The sequence below is a fragment of the Holdemanella porci genome, from assembly GCF_009696075.1.
GTDB lineage: Bacteria > Bacillota_I > Bacilli_A > Erysipelotrichales > Erysipelotrichaceae > Holdemanella > Holdemanella porci.
This window is the reverse complement of sequence record NZ_VUMR01000048.1, coordinates 1-15,809: the sequence shown is the minus strand read 5'-3', so window position 1 is coordinate 15,809 and position 15,809 is coordinate 1. Positions and strand designations below refer to the sequence as shown.

Here is a 15,809-nt window from a genome sequence, read left to right as displayed (position 1 = left end):
AGAGAACTCAAGATCCGGTGGCGATAGCAAAGTGGACACACCTGAACTCATCCCGAACTCAGAAGTTAAGCACTTTCACGGCGACAATAGTTGGGCTTGCCCCTGCGAAGATAGCTAGCTGCCGGGTTCTTTTTTTTTTGCCTTTTATATTCAAAAGCCAAGTCTAAGTAAATAAAGACTTGGCTTTTTTCCCTGCACATTTTTTCACATATCATGAATAGATGTTTATGGTATAATAAAGTGCATAGGAGGTTTATTATGGACCAAAAGTATATAACAATACAAGGTGCTCGTGAAAACAACCTTAAAAATATAAGTTTAAAAATACCTAAAGATAAATTAGTCATTATGACAGGCGTTTCTGGAAGTGGAAAAACCTCTCTAGCCTTCGATACCATTTATGCTGAAGGACAACGTCGATATATGGAATCTCTATCCGCATACGCTAGACAATTTCTTGGCAATAGCGAAAAACCTGATGTTGATCAAATTGATGGATTATCACCAGCCATCGCAATTGATCAAAAAACTACATCTAATAATCCACGTTCAACTGTAGGAACCGTTACCGAAATTTATGATTATCTACGTTTATTATATGCACGTATAGGTGTCCCTTATTGTCCTGATCACCATATTCCTATTACTGGAAATACAATTAAGGAAATGATTGATAAAATCATGGAACTACCCGATAAAACTAGATGTACAATTTTAAGTCCAGTGATTCAAGGTAAAAAGGGATCACATAAAGATCTTTTAGAAAGTTTAATGAAAGAAGGCTATATTCGAGTTCGTATTGATGGAGAAATTAAGTATCTTGAAGAACTTGAACCTTTAGATAAGAACAAGAAACATTCAATTGATGTTGTTGTTGATCGCATTGTAAAGAGTGATGATCGTTCGCGCTTTCATGATTCATTAGAAACTGCACTCAAATTAAGCGATGGTTTAGCTATTTTACTAACGAATGATTCTGAAACATTATTTTCAAGCAATTATGCATGTAAAGTGTGTGGTTTTTCTGTACCTAAACTAGAACCTAAATTATTTTCATTTAATGCTCCTTTCGGAGCTTGTCCAGAATGTAAAGGACTAGGTATTACACAGAAAGTAGATCTATCTTTGTTGATTCCGGACGATACCAAATCAATTGCCCAAGGCGGCATTCATTATTATAAAAATATTGTAAATACAGAAAATCTAGAATGGCAAAGAATTCATGCGCTTATTAAATATTATGAAATAGACATGGATACACCTATCAAAGATTTACCTAAAAAGAAGCTTAACTATTTATTATATGGTTCAGATGTCCCAATCGCATACCAGTTGAATTCTCGTTCGGGAATCGTCTCAACAAAGCTAGAATACATTGAAGGTGTTTGCCCTATGATTGAACGTAGATATATGGAAACTACTTCAACGATGTCTCGAGAATGGTACGGTTCTTTCTTGGCAGATGCTCAATGTCCAAAATGTCATGGAGCACGTTTAAATAAACAGGCACTATCTGTACTTGTTGGTGGAAAAAACATTTATGAATGGACGCAAATGAGTATTAGTGAAGCCATCGATTTTATGGATCAGTTAGAATTAACTCCAACACAAGCTAAGATTGCAGAGTTGGTGGTTAAAGAAATTAAAAACCGTCTTTCATTTTTAAATCATGTTGGACTTAGTTATTTAACTCTTGATCGTTTAGCATCCACTTTATCAGGTGGAGAAGCGCAACGTATTCGCTTGGCAACACAGATTGGATCCCGCTTAACTGGTGTTATGTATGTTTTGGATGAACCAAGTATTGGTTTACACCAAAGAGACAATGATCGTTTGATTGGTGCGTTAAAAGATATGCGTGATTTAGGCAATACATTAATTGTGGTTGAACATGACGAAGACACAATGCGGGCAAGTGACTATATTGTGGATGTAGGACCTGGTGCCGGTGTGCATGGCGGACAAATCGTTGCGGCAGGAACACCGGAAGAAATTATGCAGAACGAAAACTCAATTACGGGAGCTTATTTAAGTGGACGTAAAAGAATTGAAGTACCGGCAACGCGTCGCAAAGGAAATGGCAAGAAACTAAAGATTGTGAAAGCGAGTCAAAACAACTTGAAAAATGTGAATGTAACTATTAAACTTGGTACATTTACTGTAGTCACTGGCGTTTCAGGAAGTGGGAAATCATCATTAGTTACAGAAGTATTAACACATGGTTTACAACATGCACTAGGACGATTAAGAATTAAGCCAGGGGCATGTAAAGAAATTCAAGGAATCGAAAATATTGATAAAATTGTTGAAATAGGACAAGATCCAATCGGTAGAACGCCACGTTCAAATCCTGCTACATATACAGGTGTATTCGATGATATTCGTGATTTATTTGCGCAGACAAAAGAAGCTAAAATGTTAGGTTATGATAAAGGACGTTTTTCATTCAATGTGAAAGGTGGACGTTGTGAAGCTTGTCAAGGTGATGGAATTTTACGTATTTCTATGCACTTTTTACCGGATGTTTATGTACCTTGTGATCAATGTGGTGGAAAGCGTTACAACGAAGAAACACTACAAGTCCATTATAAAGGTAAGACGATTGCGGATGTATTGGATATGACGGTTGAAGAAGCCTTGGAATTCTTCAGCAATGTTTCAAAAATCAAACATAAACTACAAACATTAAACGATGTAGGACTTTCTTATATTAAGTTAGGTCAAAGTGCTACGACATTATCTGGTGGTGAAGCACAACGTGTTAAACTGGCAAGTGAACTTCAAAAGAAGGCAACAGGAAAAACATTATTTGTGCTTGATGAACCAACAACAGGCTTGCATAGTGATGATGTAAAGAAATTGATTGATGTTCTACAACGTCTTGTAGAACACGGTGATACAGTATTAGTTATAGAGCACAATTTGGATGTGATCAAATGTGCAGATCAAATTATAGATATGGGACCTGAAGGTGGACAAGGAGGAGGAACTGTGATTTGTACGGGAACTCCAGAAAAGGTTGCTGCATGTAAGGAGAGTTATACAGGTCAATATTTAAAACCAATGTTAGAAAAAGGAGGAGACCATGGCAAAAGTAATTGTTCGTGATTTAGCTAAAAAATTCATGTGGACTATTGTGACTGGGGATTCAGACTCATTAAATCGTCCGTTGACTTTGGCAGATACAAATCGCCCTGGATTAGAACTAGCTGGATATTTTCCAGACACACAAACAAAACGTCTTGTCGTACTTGGAGATAAAGAAATAGGATATATCGAAGAGCAGATGGATGAAATTTCTCAGCGTCGTTCTTTTGAATTTTTGACAGGAGATAATACACCATGTATTGTGGTTGCGCATGGGCATGAGTGTCCTCCTGTTTTAAAAGAGATAGCACAACGTAAAAATTTCCCTGTATTTAAAACAGAACATCAAACATCACACGCAATCGTTAGTATCACAAACTATCTAGATGAATGTCTTGCAGAATCTGTAATCATTCATGGAGAACTAGTGCGTGTATTTGGGGTTGGTGTATTGATTACCGGTCGAAGTGGTATGGGAAAAAGCGAAATTGCCTTGGAACTTATCAAACGAGGCCATCAATTAGTTGGTGATGATCGTATTGATTGTTACAAAATACACGATGATTTGGTAGGAAGAACGACACCTATGTTAGAAGGGTTCATGGAACTGAGAGGTGTTGGAATTATCAATGTTTCTCGTATGTATGGAGTAGGAGCTGTTGCCCATGAAACACAAATTGAATTTCAAATTGATCTAGAACCATTTAATGATTCTTATGAATATGATCGAGTTGGAATTGAAGAAAAAGAATACAATGAGATTTTAGGAATCAAAATTTTAAAGATGACTATTCCGGTTTCTCAAGGACGTCCAATGTCATCTGTTATTGAAACGGCTGTGACAAACTTCTTATTGTTGAAAGATGGCTTAGATTCAGCTAAAGAATTTGAAGAGCGAGTGCTAGCACAAATCTCTGATAATAAGAAGGAGGAATTCGATGCATCTGTTTCCGAACACTAGAATTTTTGTTTCTTTTGGATCTTTAGAAATTGCTTGGTATGCCGTTTTAATTTTAACAGGCGCATTGTGTGCCTATTTACTATGTCAAAGAACAATGAAAAAATGGGGGTATGCACCTGAAGTTCTAGACGATTATGTAGTTCCTATGTTGTTTATTGGAATTTTGGGAGCTCGAGCATGGTATGTTATTTTTGAATGGAATTATTATTCTTCACACCTAAATGAAATTGTAGCCATTTGGAATGGTGGTTTGGCCATACATGGAGGCTTGATTGCAGGAGCTATATTTAGTTTATTCTTCTTTAAGAAACGCAACATTTCATTTCTTAGAATGTTTGATTTGATTATGCCAACCGTGTTATTGGCACAAGCTTTTGGTCGTTGGGGAAACTTTATGAATCAAGAAGCCTATGGTGGGATTGTATCTGAGAGTTTCTTTGCGCATTATCCAGCGTTTATTAAAAATCAAATGTTTATTGATGGAGCCTATCGTATGCCTACTTTCTTATTTGAAAGTGTATGTAATCTATTAGGATTCTTGTTTATCACATTTATTTTCCGCAAACACTGGTATAAAAGACGCGGTGACTGCGGATTTATGTATATGGTATGGTATGGAATTACACGTTTTGTGGTTGAAGGAATGCGAACAGATTCTTTAATGGTATTTGGCCTTCGCACAGCTCAACTTGTATCTTTAGCTTTAATGGTTGTTGGTTGTCTTGGCTTAATGGGCGTATTTCATGAAGCTTTTCACTGGAAAAAGAAACCGATTGTTTTGTTTGACTTGGATGGAACGTTGATTGATTCACAACAATTAGTTTTTGAAACATTTAGAAGAGTTTTTAAAGAATTAAAACCCGATTATGAATTATCAAATGAAGAACTGTATTCATTCTTTGGACCAACGCTAGAAGTAACTTTTTCAAAGTATTTCCCAGAAGATCAGGTACAAAGTATTATTGATCGTTATCAAGTAATCAATAAATCTTTGCATAAAGATCTGTTAAAGGAAGTACCTCATGCCAAAGAAATGTTAGAGGGATTAAAAGAACAAAATATACAGTGTGCGGTAGTATCAAATAAGCGTATTGAAGTTGTGAAAAGAGGACTAAAACAAGCTGGTTTAGACGGCTATTTCAAGGTTGTATTGGGAAAAGAAAATTTGCCCGAACCGAAGCCAAGTGCATCTGGCTTGATTGAAGCATGCAACTTATTACATACTAGTCATGACGATTGTATTTATGTCGGTGATAATGTTGCGGATATTGTAGCCGCAAAAAATATGGCTGCCTATTCTGTAGGGTTTAGTGTAGATGAAAAACAACGCGAAGCTTTAGACAAAGCACATCCATGTAAGGTTATCGATGATTTAATGCAGTTAGTATCATTATGTAAGGAGGATCGCATATGGAGCGACAATACGATTTGGTAATAGTTGGTGCCGGCCCTGCTGGTTTAAGCGCAGCATTATATGGTTCAAGGGCAGGACTTAAAACTTTGATATTAGAAAATGGAGCGCCTGGTGGAAAATTGATTAAGACAAATAAAATCAGTAATTATCCAGGTATAAAAGATATTGAAGGTACACAGCTCGCAATGGATATGTTTGAACAGGCAACATCTTTTCAAGCTGAATATGCGTATGGTGAAGTCAATAAAATCGATGAAAACAAAAATGTATATTTAAGCGATGGGAATGTTGTGAAAGGGGAAGCTGTCATTCTTGCGACAGGAACAAAAGAACGTTTATTGAATATTCCTGGGGAAAATGAAAATCTAGGACATGGTGTTTCTTTCTGTGCAGTTTGTGACGGTGCATTTTTTAGAGATAAAGAGGTTGTAGCGATTGGTGGAGGAAACTCGGCATTAGAGGAATCGATTTATCTTGCCGGGCTTGCACGCAGTGTAACGATTGTGATTCGCAGAGACGTATTTAGAGCTGAAGAACATATTCAAAAACAAATTGAAGAGAACGCAAAGATTCATGTCATTAAGAAGCATATTCCTGTTCAAATTCTTAGTTTAGAAGGAAAAGTATCCGGTATTGAACTTGAAAATGTGGATACTCATGAAAAACAAGTTATAGAATGTTCAGGTATCTTCCCTTATGTTGGACAAGATCCAAATACGGATTGTGTACAAGATTTAGGTATATTAAATGAGCGTGGCTATGTTCTAGTCGATGATGATCGTCAAACAAAAATTCCAGGAATTTATGCAGCGGGCGATGTCATTGACAAAAATTTAAGACAGGTTATTACGGCATGTAACGATGGTGCCATTGCTGCACAGCATGCATTTCATGAAATTAAAGGAATTTAATAATTCAAGAAACCAGGTGGAAACATCTGGTTTTAATTTACAAAAAAGCGTTTGAAACGGCTTACAATATGCTTGAAATCAATCACTTAAAGTGATTTAATTAAAGAAGGAAAAGGATTTGAGGTGTTATTTATGTTGCCTGAAGAAGCAATCAAAAAGGTAATGGATGCGTATTACCATATTACTGGATTAAGATGCTATTTCGTGCAAGACGAGACAGAAATTAGCAGTGCAAAGGAAAAGAATTTCTTTTGTAAATGTTTAAAAACAAGTTCATCTGCATTACGCCAATGTGATGAATGTACATTTGAAAATTATACAGGAGCTTTAAAATCAAATAAACCGCAAAAATATGCATGTCATGCAGGACTTGTCAAATGGAGTGTTCCCGTATCTCTTGCAGATGTAAAAGGTGTAATTGTATCAGAAGGTGTTATTACAAAGCAGCAAGGCTTAGAAGCAGAGGATTGGGTCAATCATTTGGCAGAAACATATAATGTTTCTAGACCTATACTTTTACATAACTACACAAAAGTTGTTGTGATGAATGAAGATCAGGTTGAAGAAAGTATTGAATTGATGCAAGATCTATTAAAGTACTACAAAGCAGTAATCGAGGGTTAATTCCTTCGATTTTTTTGCATAAAAAAAGCCAGCAATTTGCTGACTTAGTTATTGACTCCATGATGGAATATTGGTGTATCATCACTGATCGCTTTAAATACATAACCACGACTTTTATAGTTTTCAATAATGTCTGGCAAAGCTTCAACTGTAGAAGTTTTAGGACTTGAGTCGTGGAACAACAACATTATTTGATCATAGTTACAATTCGTTGAGTTATCGACGATTGTTTGAGCAGGTACGCTGTTTGAAGCGGCATCCCCACTTGAGCAGTTCCAGTCAAAATATTCATAACCTCTTTCATGCACCATATTATCAAGTTTTGACATAATACCCTGAGAGTAGTTGGCAGAAACCATATTGCTTGAACCACCAGGGAAACGAATATATTTTGGAGCTTTTCCTGTGATTTGTTTAACCATATCACGTATTTGTTGTAAATCATTAAAATATGCTTCTGTAGACGAATAGACTGTCGCATAATCATGCGTATATGTATGAAGTGCAATTGTATTTCCTTGTTTTTCTGCTTTTCGAATGGAATCATTATATTTTTGATTGTTTCCAGTCACAAAGAATGTAGCTTTCGCATCATATTTCTTTAGTATCTTTAATACTTTATCTGTATTTTCACTTGGACCATCATCAAATGTTAGATAAACGACTTTTGTAGGTTTCTCAACAACGACACTAATCTTTTTCTTAGCCTTATTGCCAGAACGATCCGTTGCCGTAACCGTTAATTTATAAGTGCCTTCTTTTTTTGTCTTTACTTTTGAAGAATCGATTTTGATCTTTGGATTTAAATCTAAGTTATCCATTACTTCAATATAAGATTTATAGTTCGGTTTTGAATCTGTATAGACATTAATTGGATCTGTACTAATAACAGGTTTTTCAGTATCTTTTTTTAACGTAAGTGTCGTATCCTTCATTGTGCAATTTCCATATGCATCTTTAGCTATGATCGTCACTGTTTGTTTTTCATCTTTAGTCACTTTATTTTTAAAAGATAAGGTAACCTTTGAATCATCTTCAACACTTTCTACAAAAGAATTGGGTTTCACATCTTCTTTTAAATCGGTGGTGTACGTTTTAACTTTTAGCTTTGGCGCTTTCGTATCTTTTACTGAGACTGTACACGTTTTTTTATAGTCTTTTATTTGATAAGTAACTGTATAATTACCTACTCTTTTAGTATCGATATCACTTGAAACTTGAACACTAGAATCCGAATGATAGAAGACTTGTTGAATGTTTGTCTTTGGATCATATTCATGATTGATCTCTACTTCTGGATTTGTAGAATATAATAATATAGGATTTTTAAAAGCATAACCCATCAAAAATATCATGCATATAAATAAAAAAGCAATCAAGCCATTTCCGAAAGTATCTTTTCTTTTTTTATTTGTCATAGTTGACCCTCAAAAGATAGGATACAGTCTTTTTTTGTGCACAAAAAATTAAATTCCATAAACATAATTAACCCCTTTTAAACTCTATATCTATTATACATGAAATAAGAGGAATTGTTCTAAAGATTATGGTTCTTTTTTCTTGTTGTAGTTGCGCATAAATTCTTATATAATAACCTTAGAAAGGTGGGGGAAGCACTATGAAACTTATCCTAGCAATTTTATCAAATGACGATAGTCCAGTGGCAAGTAATGCACTAAATAAAAATGGTTTTTCTGTTACTAAATTGGCGACGACTGGTGGATTCCTTCGCGCAGGCAATACAACGTTGATCATTGGTTGTGAAGACGAAAAAGTGGAAGCAGCTATAGATATCATCAAGGAATATTCAAGTAAGCGAACGGAAATTGTACCTAGTACAGCTAGTTATGATATTGGCCGTTATGCAAGTTTTCCTGTGGAAGTTACTGTTGGTGGAGCCACAATTTTCGTGCTAGATGTAGCACAATTCTTAAAGGTTTAGAAAACAAAGGGGGTAGAATATAATGTTCTACCTTTTTTCTTTTAAAAAAATTGTGAATAAAGACCCATTAGGGACTTTTTTCTGTTATGATTGAATGGTAAAGAAAAAGGAGATTAAAACGCAATGAAAATACTAGTTATCGGTAAGGGCGGACGTGAACACGCGCTTGCGTATGCATGCAAACGTTCAGCTTTATGTGATGAGTTGATTTGTGCTCCAGGTAATCCTGGAATGGCAAAAATTGGAGAATGTGTCAATGTGAAAGACAATGATGTAGAAGGTCTTGTCGCTTTGGCAAAAGAAAGAAATGTAGATTTAACCATCGTAGGTCCTGAGGCAACTTTAGCTCTAGGTGTTGTAGATGCGTTAAAAAAAGAAGGCCTAAAGGTTTTTGGGCCAGATAAAAAAGCAACTCAGGTCGAATCAAGTAAGGATTTTGCCAAGAAAATCATGGCAAAATACAATATTCCAACAGCTGCATATAAAACATTCTATGATTTAGAATCTGCATGGGCATACGTACAAGAACAAGGTGCTCCTATTGTTATTAAGGAAGATGGCTTAAAAGCTGGAAAAGGTGTTACAGTAGCTTCTACGTTAGAACAGGCTAAGGAAGCCTTGGACATTGCCTTTGCGATTGAAAATAATTCGGTTGTGATTGAAGAATGTTTATTTGGATTTGAATTTTCTTTAATCTGTCTAGTACACAATGAAAGAGTTGTACCTTTAGAAGTAGCCCAAGATCACAAGTGTGTATTTGATGGAGATAAAGGCCCAAATACAGGTGGTATGGGATCTTATAGTCCAGTTAAGAAGATTACTTCTGAAATTATCGATGAAGCCATGAATGAAATTATGAAACCAATGGCAAGTGCTATGGTTAAAGAGGGTGTTCCATTCACTGGCTTCTTATATGGTGGATTGATGTTGACAGAAAAAGGTATTAAAACAATTGAATTCAATGCACGTTTTGGAGATCCAGAAGCCGAAGTTATTTTGCCTCGTTTAGAAAGTGATTTTATCCAAGCTATTTTAGATTTAATGGATAATAAACCAGTTGAACTAAAATGGACAGATAAAGTGAGTCACGGTGTTGTTTTAGCTAGTACAAACTATCCTGCAAGCTCTACAAAAGGATCTTTGATTACAGGTGTAGACGATGTAGATGGATTGGTTTTCCACATGGGAACAAAAATGACAGATGAAGGATTGGTAACAGATGGAGGCCGTGTTTTAATGGTCGTTACTCTAGAAGATGACTTACAGACTGCATTTGATCATACATATAAAGAATTAGAAAAGATTCAATGTAAAGATTTATTTCACAGAAATGATATTGGAAAGAAGGATATGTAAAATGGCTAAAACAGATTTAGAAATTGCACAAGAATGTGTCATGGAACCAATTGAAAAGGTTGCCGCAAAAATTGGAATTCCTGCAGATAGCTTGGAACATTATGGAAAATATAAAGCTAAATTGTCTTTTGATTATTTAAAATCTATTGAAAATAATCCTCATGGAAAATTAGTATTAGTCACAGCTATTAATCCTACTAAGGCTGGAGAAGGAAAGAGTACGACAACTGTTGGTTTAGGTGATGCCTTAAATCGTTTAGGTAAAAAAACGATGATGGCTTTACGTGAACCAAGTTTAGGTCCTGTATTTGGATTAAAAGGTGGAGCTACAGGTGGTGGCTATGCCCAAGTTGTACCAATGGAAGATATCAACCTTCACTTTACTGGAGATATGCATGCGATTACAACAGCTAATAACTTAGTTAGTGCATGCTTAGATAATGTGATTCATCAGGGAAATGAATTGAATATTGATCCTGAAAAAGTAACATTTAAACGTTGTTTAGATATGAATGATCGTACTTTGCGTAATATTACCATTGGTTGTGGTGCAAAAGCCAATGGAGTTGAACGTAAAGACGGATTTAATATTACTGTCGCAAGTGAAATCATGGCAGCTTTATGTTTGGCGGATGATTTAATGGATCTAAAGAAAAGATTTGGAAAAATGCTTGTGGCATATACATATGATGATAAGCCTGTATATGTACATGATTTGGGCATTGAAGGCGCATTGGCTATGGTTATGAAAGATGCCGTATTGCCTAACATTGTTCAAACTCTTGAACATAATCCAGCATTGATTCATGGTGGTCCGTTTGCGAATATTGCGCATGGATGTAACTCTGTCATTGCCACAAAAGCATGTCTAGAACTTGCAGATTATACAGTTACAGAAGCTGGATTTGGTGCGGATCTAGGTGCTGAGAAATTCTTGGATATCAAGTGTCGATTGGCTGATCTTAAACCGAATGCGGTTGTGATTGTTGCGACAATTCGTGCCTTAAAACAACATGGTGGAATTGCCTTAGAAGATTTAAAAGAAGAAAATGTAGAGGCTATGCTTGCAGGATGTGAAAATTTAGCAAAACATATTGATACAGTACAACAATTTGGTTTACCATACATTGTTGCGATCAATGAGTTTGTGACAGATACACCGGCTGAAGTAGCAGCATTAGAAAAATGGTGCGAAGAAAACAACCACCCAATGTCATTATCCCAAGTATGGGCAAAAGGTGGAGAAGGCGCTATTGATTTAGCCAACAAAGTCGTTGCGTTATGTGATCAAGAAAATAACTATGCTCCTTTATATGATTTAGATAAGACTATTGAAGAAAAAATAGAAACCATTGCCAAAAAAGTATATGGTGCAGATGGTGTTGATTTTACAGAAGAAGCACAGTCACAAATTGCGAAGTTCAATGAATTGGGATGGGATAAATTACCAATTTGTATGGCCAAAACACAAATGTCATTGTCAGATGATGGTAAAGTAATGGGTCGTCCTACAGGATTTAGAATTACAGTTCGTGAATTACGCCCAAGTTTAGGTGCTGGCTTCATTGTTGCTCTAACAGGTAAAGTATTAACGATGCCAGGACTTCCAAAACATCCAAGTGCATTAGACATGGATGTGGATGAAGATGGTAAAATCGTAGGATTATTCTAATATCAAAGGCTGGATGAAAATTCCAGTCTTTTTTTCTTTCATCAAAAAAGAGTCCAGACAATCAAATGTTGTCTGGACTTTTGGCGAGTAAAACTTATTCATTTGAAGAAAATGGATATTTCAATGGACTTATCATATATAAGAAGTAGAAAAAGCATAGACTTATAATGGTGCTTACATCCTCGTAGGTACCTTTTTTTAATTCCAGTCTTTCATTTCTGTTTGAATAAGAATAAAATAATCAAAAAAGGAGAATTCGTATGACAGAATTTTATGAACAAGTAAAAGAGAGATTGATACGATACGCAAGAATCAATACAGAATCCGATCCACATAGTACAAGTGTTCCTACTACATCTTGTCAGCATGATTTAGCTAGTGTTATCTATGAAGAGCTTCAAGAAATTGGAGCTACAAATGTATATTATGATAAAGATACATGTGTAGTATATGGATCTTTAGAAGCGAATGTAAAAACGGGTAGAGCCATTGGTTTTGTGACACATATGGATACAGCTCCTGATGCGAGTGGTAAAGATGTGAAGCCTTGGGTGTTAGAAAACTATGATGGAAATGATATTATTTTAAATAAAGAAAAAAATATTATTATGTCACCATCTGTATTTCCCAATCTGAAACAATATATTGGTCAGGATTTGATTTTAACGGATGGTACAACACTACTTGGAGGGGATGACAAGGCAAGTATTGCAGCTGTTATGACGTTGTTGGAGTATTTAGTAAAACATCCAGAAATCAAACATAATTTTATTTCTGTCGCATTTACGCCGGATGAAGAAGTGAGTGGACTTGCTAAAAATTTAGATTTAGAACGTTTTAAATCGCCAATCGCATATACACTAGATGGAGATCATTTGGGCTATTATATGGATGAAACGTTTAATGCGAGCCTTTCAACGATTGAGATTCATGGTATTTCAGTACATACAGCCACCGCAAAAGGCATTATGAAAAATGCGGTGGATATTGGAAATGCATTCTTAAATAAATTACCGGCACTTGAAAAGCCACAATATACCCAAGGAAGAGAAGGATTTTATCATGTTGTGAGTTTTAATGGGGATTGTGAATATGCCAAGATTGAAATCAACGTTCGTGATCATGATAGCTTGCAGTTTGATATACGTAATAACACATTAAAAATGATTGTGGATATGTTAAATAAAGAGTATGGACAAGGTACCGTAAATATTACACAAAGAATTCAATATCGTAATTTAAAAGAAGTGATTGATCAAGTACCATTTATGATTCCATATTTGAAACAAGCCATTGAAAGTGTAGGATTAACACCTCAAACAGAACCGTTTAGAGGAGGAACCGATGGCTCAGCCTTATCTCATAGAGGACTCCCTTGTCCTAACTTATCAGCGGGATACGAAAATGCGCATGGGCGTTTTGAGTATGTTCCCGTTCAGTCGATGGAAAAGAATGTGGAAATCTTATTGAATCTAATTGATATATATGCAAAATGTGACTGTTAAAAAGGTCACATTTTTTGGTTGCGCATAGTTTGTTTTTTTAGTATAATACACTCAGTCGCAGAGATGGTGAAATGGCAGACACGCTGTCTTCAGGCGGCAGTGCGAGAGATCGCGTGAGGGTTCAAATCCCTTTCTCTGCACCATATAAATCATGCCGACTTAGCTCAATTGGTAGAGCAACTGACTTGTAATCAGTAGGTTGTGGGTTCAATTCCTATAGTCGGCACCACTTAGTCAATATACAGCCTTAATGGCTGTTTTTTATTTTTCTTCTTGTTGTATAATGAATATAAAGAAATATGCATATCAAGGAGAAATAATAATATGAAAGAAGTATTTGAAGTGGGTCTTGATATCATTAAAAAGATTCAAGAAACACAATCGGAAAAATTAGAACAAACTGGTCATTTAATGGCTCAAGCTTTTATGGAAGGTCATAAGTTTTTCGTAAGTGGAAGTGGCCACTCCCATACAATGGCGGAAGAGATGTATGCACGTGCGGGTGGTTTCGCTTTTGTGGTTCCCATTTTGACAAGTGAACTTACGATGACGGAGCATCCGACAAAGAGTTCAAACATTGAAAGACTTAGTGGTTATGCCAAAATTTTAGTGGATTTATATGGAGTATCTTGTGGTGATGTCGTTTTGATTGCATCCAATTCTGGGCGTAATGCCTATCCAATCGAACTTGCACTTGAAGCTAAAAATCGTGGTGCACATGTAGTCGCCATCACAAGTATGAAACATACAACTGCTCAATCTTCTCGTCATTCTTGTGGAAAGAATTTGTACCAAATAGCAGATATTGTCATTGATAATTGTGGAGAAGTTGGAGATTGTGCTTTATCTATTGATGGCTTGGACGCCAAACTTTGTCCAACATCGAGTATGGCCAATTCTTTCATTGCACAATGTATTAATGTGGCATGTGCCGAATATTTGATCCAACACAACGTAGAAGTACCTGTTTTTTCTTCTTTAAACTGTGATGGTACGGAAGAAAGAAATGACAAATTATTTAAAAAGTATACGCGTATGTATTAGCGCGTATGTATTAGTATAAGGGGGCTAGGTGCTTATGAAGAAAAAAAATTTATGGATATATATATTTGGGATCACAATCATCATTATTGGGTTGATTAAATTGGATACATTGATTTCTATGGTATCTATATTATGGAATGCATGTAGAGTTTTAGTGTTTGGAGCCATGATGGCTTTTGTGATTAACTTGGTTATGGCTAAGATTGAAAAGCGCTTAGGTTTTATGGAGAAGGGGAAACGTGCAACAAGCCTACTTCTTTCTTTGATTTTAATTTTTCTTTTTGTGTATTTCTTAATTACACTCGTTGTTCCTTCCTTAAGTGAAGCTATTGGAGTGATTGTGGCTGTGTTGCCAAAGTATTTTGAGAATACACAGAAATTTTTGGTGAATTTATTTGAGAACAATCCACAGCTTGCGGAATCTATTAATAACTTAGATATCAACTGGAAAAATTTGATTCAATCCGGTATTAATGTTCTTTCAACCGGTGTTACCAATGTTGTGGGTACGACATTTAATGTTGTAACCATTATTGTGAATAGTGTATTCAATTTTGTGTTGATGTTTATTTTCGCAATCTATGTTTTGTTAGAGAAGGAAAGATTTGTTCAGTTGTATCACCGTTTAACAAATCTATATCTAAGCGAAATTGTGAAACGTAGAATGGATAAGTGTTTGAATATTATTAATCAAACATTTAGTTCTTTTATAGGTGGACAATGTATTGAGGCAACAATTCTAGGGACACTATGTACATTGGGTATGATTATACTACGTATGCCATATCCGGCTATGATTGGAACATTAGTTGGAGTTATTAATATTATTCCGATGATTGGAGCTTATATTGGTGGGGCGATTGGTATGTTTATGGTATTTACTGTAAGTCCAATTATGTCTCTTTGGTTCTTATTGTATTTATGTATTCTTCAACAAATCGAAAGTAATGTGATTTATCCACATGTCGTTGGAAATTCAGTAGGATTACCAGGAATCTATGTCATGATGACTGTTGTGATTTTTGGATCTTTAGCAGGTATTCCAGGTATGTTTTTAGGGATTCCCACAATGGCAAGTGTGTATAAAATAGGTGTTTTATATCTAAATCGAAAAGAACGCTTAAAAGAAATGAATGGATGACGAAAAGTTGTCCATTTTTTCTTATATCCTGTCTTTGACAGCTAGAAAAGAAATAAAGTGGTCCAAAGCCCTAGTATAAAGGCATTGAGCCACTTTTTTGCGTTGTTGCGGATTATAGTATTTTTTTCTTATCTTTTGTTTGATGTATGATG

12 protein-coding genes, 2 tRNA genes and 1 rRNA gene are annotated in these 15,809 nt (G+C 35.6%); 14 read left to right on the top strand and 1 reads right to left on the bottom strand.

Annotation, left to right across the window (positions count from 1 at the left end):
• Positions 1–13 precede the first annotated feature (13 nt).
• The 6 genes from rrf to FYJ55_RS08250 all read left to right on the top strand — a co-directional run bounded on the left by rrf (position 14) and on the right by FYJ55_RS08250 (position 6,997).
• Positions 14–127, top strand: a 5S ribosomal RNA gene (gene rrf / locus FYJ55_RS08275).
• Positions 128–258: 131 nt separating this feature from the next.
• A complete protein-coding gene (gene uvrA / locus FYJ55_RS08270) occupies positions 259–3,108 on the top strand; it encodes an excinuclease ABC subunit UvrA (protein WP_154556429.1) in 2,850 nt (949 codons plus the stop codon).
• Positions 3,086–4,048: an HPr(Ser) kinase/phosphatase gene (hprK, locus tag FYJ55_RS08265; protein WP_154556428.1), complete on the top strand. Its 963-nt coding sequence runs from the start codon at positions 3,086–3,088 to the stop codon at positions 4,046–4,048. Before uvrA ends, hprK begins: the two co-directional genes overlap by 23 nt.
• Positions 4,026–5,483, top strand: a complete 1,458-nt coding sequence (gene lgt, locus FYJ55_RS08260) for a prolipoprotein diacylglyceryl transferase (RefSeq protein WP_154556427.1) — start codon at positions 4,026–4,028, stop codon at positions 5,481–5,483. The genes hprK and lgt overlap by 23 nt, the downstream gene beginning before the upstream one ends.
• Complete coding sequence (trxB, locus tag FYJ55_RS08255) at positions 5,459–6,373, top strand: thioredoxin-disulfide reductase (protein ID WP_154556426.1); 915 nt, start codon at positions 5,459–5,461, stop codon at positions 6,371–6,373. Before lgt ends, trxB begins: the two co-directional genes overlap by 25 nt.
• Before the next feature lie 132 nt (positions 6,374–6,505).
• Positions 6,506–6,997 carry a PocR ligand-binding domain-containing protein gene (locus FYJ55_RS08250; RefSeq protein WP_154556425.1) on the top strand — a complete coding sequence of 164 codons (492 nt, stop codon included), beginning with the start codon at positions 6,506–6,508 and terminating at the stop codon, positions 6,995–6,997.
• Between the two features lie 44 nt (positions 6,998–7,041).
• On the opposite strand, the gene FYJ55_RS08245 is transcribed toward FYJ55_RS08250, so the two are convergent.
• Positions 7,042–8,415, bottom strand: a complete 1,374-nt coding sequence (locus tag FYJ55_RS08245) for a polysaccharide deacetylase (RefSeq protein ID WP_154556424.1) — start codon at positions 8,413–8,415, stop codon at positions 7,042–7,044.
• Positions 8,416–8,615: 200 nt separating this feature from the next.
• Here FYJ55_RS08245 and FYJ55_RS08240 point away from each other — a divergent pair, with 200 nt between their 5' ends.
• The 8 genes from FYJ55_RS08240 to FYJ55_RS08205 all read left to right on the top strand — a co-directional run bounded on the left by FYJ55_RS08240 (position 8,616) and on the right by FYJ55_RS08205 (position 15,657).
• A complete protein-coding gene (locus tag FYJ55_RS08240) occupies positions 8,616–8,939 on the top strand; it encodes a cyclic-di-AMP receptor (protein WP_003865930.1) in 324 nt (107 codons plus the stop codon).
• A gap of 123 nt (positions 8,940–9,062) precedes the next feature.
• The gene (gene purD / locus FYJ55_RS08235) at positions 9,063–10,295 is read left to right on the top strand and encodes a phosphoribosylamine--glycine ligase (RefSeq protein WP_154556423.1); all 1,233 of its coding nucleotides are present in this window, start codon (positions 9,063–9,065) and stop codon (positions 10,293–10,295) included.
• A gap of 1 nt (position 10,296) precedes the next feature.
• The gene (locus FYJ55_RS08230) at positions 10,297–11,967 is read left to right on the top strand and encodes a formate--tetrahydrofolate ligase (protein ID WP_154556422.1); all 1,671 of its coding nucleotides are present in this window, start codon (positions 10,297–10,299) and stop codon (positions 11,965–11,967) included.
• A 260-nt stretch (positions 11,968–12,227) separates the two neighbouring features.
• The gene (pepT, locus tag FYJ55_RS08225) at positions 12,228–13,472 is read left to right on the top strand and encodes a peptidase T (RefSeq protein ID WP_154556421.1); all 1,245 of its coding nucleotides are present in this window, start codon (positions 12,228–12,230) and stop codon (positions 13,470–13,472) included.
• Positions 13,473–13,529: 57 nt separating this feature from the next.
• Positions 13,530–13,615 (top strand) — tRNA-Leu (locus FYJ55_RS08220).
• A 10-nt stretch (positions 13,616–13,625) separates the two neighbouring features.
• Positions 13,626–13,701, top strand: a tRNA-Thr gene (locus tag FYJ55_RS08215).
• 95 nt (positions 13,702–13,796) lie between these two features.
• Positions 13,797–14,516: a sugar isomerase domain-containing protein gene (locus FYJ55_RS08210; protein WP_154556420.1), complete on the top strand. Its 720-nt coding sequence runs from the start codon at positions 13,797–13,799 to the stop codon at positions 14,514–14,516.
• A gap of 34 nt (positions 14,517–14,550) precedes the next feature.
• On the top strand, positions 14,551–15,657 hold the full coding sequence (locus FYJ55_RS08205) for an AI-2E family transporter (protein ID WP_154556419.1): 1,107 nt from the start codon (positions 14,551–14,553) through the stop codon (positions 15,655–15,657).
• The last annotated feature ends 152 nt before the right edge of the window (positions 15,658–15,809 follow it).

Coding starts and splice junctions, on each gene's coding strand:
- uvrA (WP_154556429.1), top strand. CDS start 259: ATGGACCAAAAGTATATAACAATACAAGGTGCTCGTGAAAACAACCTT.
- hprK (WP_154556428.1), top strand. CDS start 3,086: ATGGCAAAAGTAATTGTTCGTGATTTAGCTAAAAAATTCATGTGGACT.
- lgt (WP_154556427.1), top strand. CDS start 4,026: ATGCATCTGTTTCCGAACACTAGAATTTTTGTTTCTTTTGGATCTTTA.
- trxB (WP_154556426.1), top strand. CDS start 5,459: ATGGAGCGACAATACGATTTGGTAATAGTTGGTGCCGGCCCTGCTGGT.
- FYJ55_RS08250 (WP_154556425.1), top strand. CDS start 6,506: ATGTTGCCTGAAGAAGCAATCAAAAAGGTAATGGATGCGTATTACCAT.
- FYJ55_RS08245 (WP_154556424.1), bottom strand. CDS start 8,415: ATGACAAATAAAAAAAGAAAAGATACTTTCGGAAATGGCTTGATTGCT.
- FYJ55_RS08240 (WP_003865930.1), top strand. CDS start 8,616: ATGAAACTTATCCTAGCAATTTTATCAAATGACGATAGTCCAGTGGCA.
- purD (WP_154556423.1), top strand. CDS start 9,063: ATGAAAATACTAGTTATCGGTAAGGGCGGACGTGAACACGCGCTTGCG.
- FYJ55_RS08230 (WP_154556422.1), top strand. CDS start 10,297: ATGGCTAAAACAGATTTAGAAATTGCACAAGAATGTGTCATGGAACCA.
- pepT (WP_154556421.1), top strand. CDS start 12,228: ATGACAGAATTTTATGAACAAGTAAAAGAGAGATTGATACGATACGCA.
- FYJ55_RS08210 (WP_154556420.1), top strand. CDS start 13,797: ATGAAAGAAGTATTTGAAGTGGGTCTTGATATCATTAAAAAGATTCAA.
- FYJ55_RS08205 (WP_154556419.1), top strand. CDS start 14,551: ATGAAGAAAAAAAATTTATGGATATATATATTTGGGATCACAATCATC.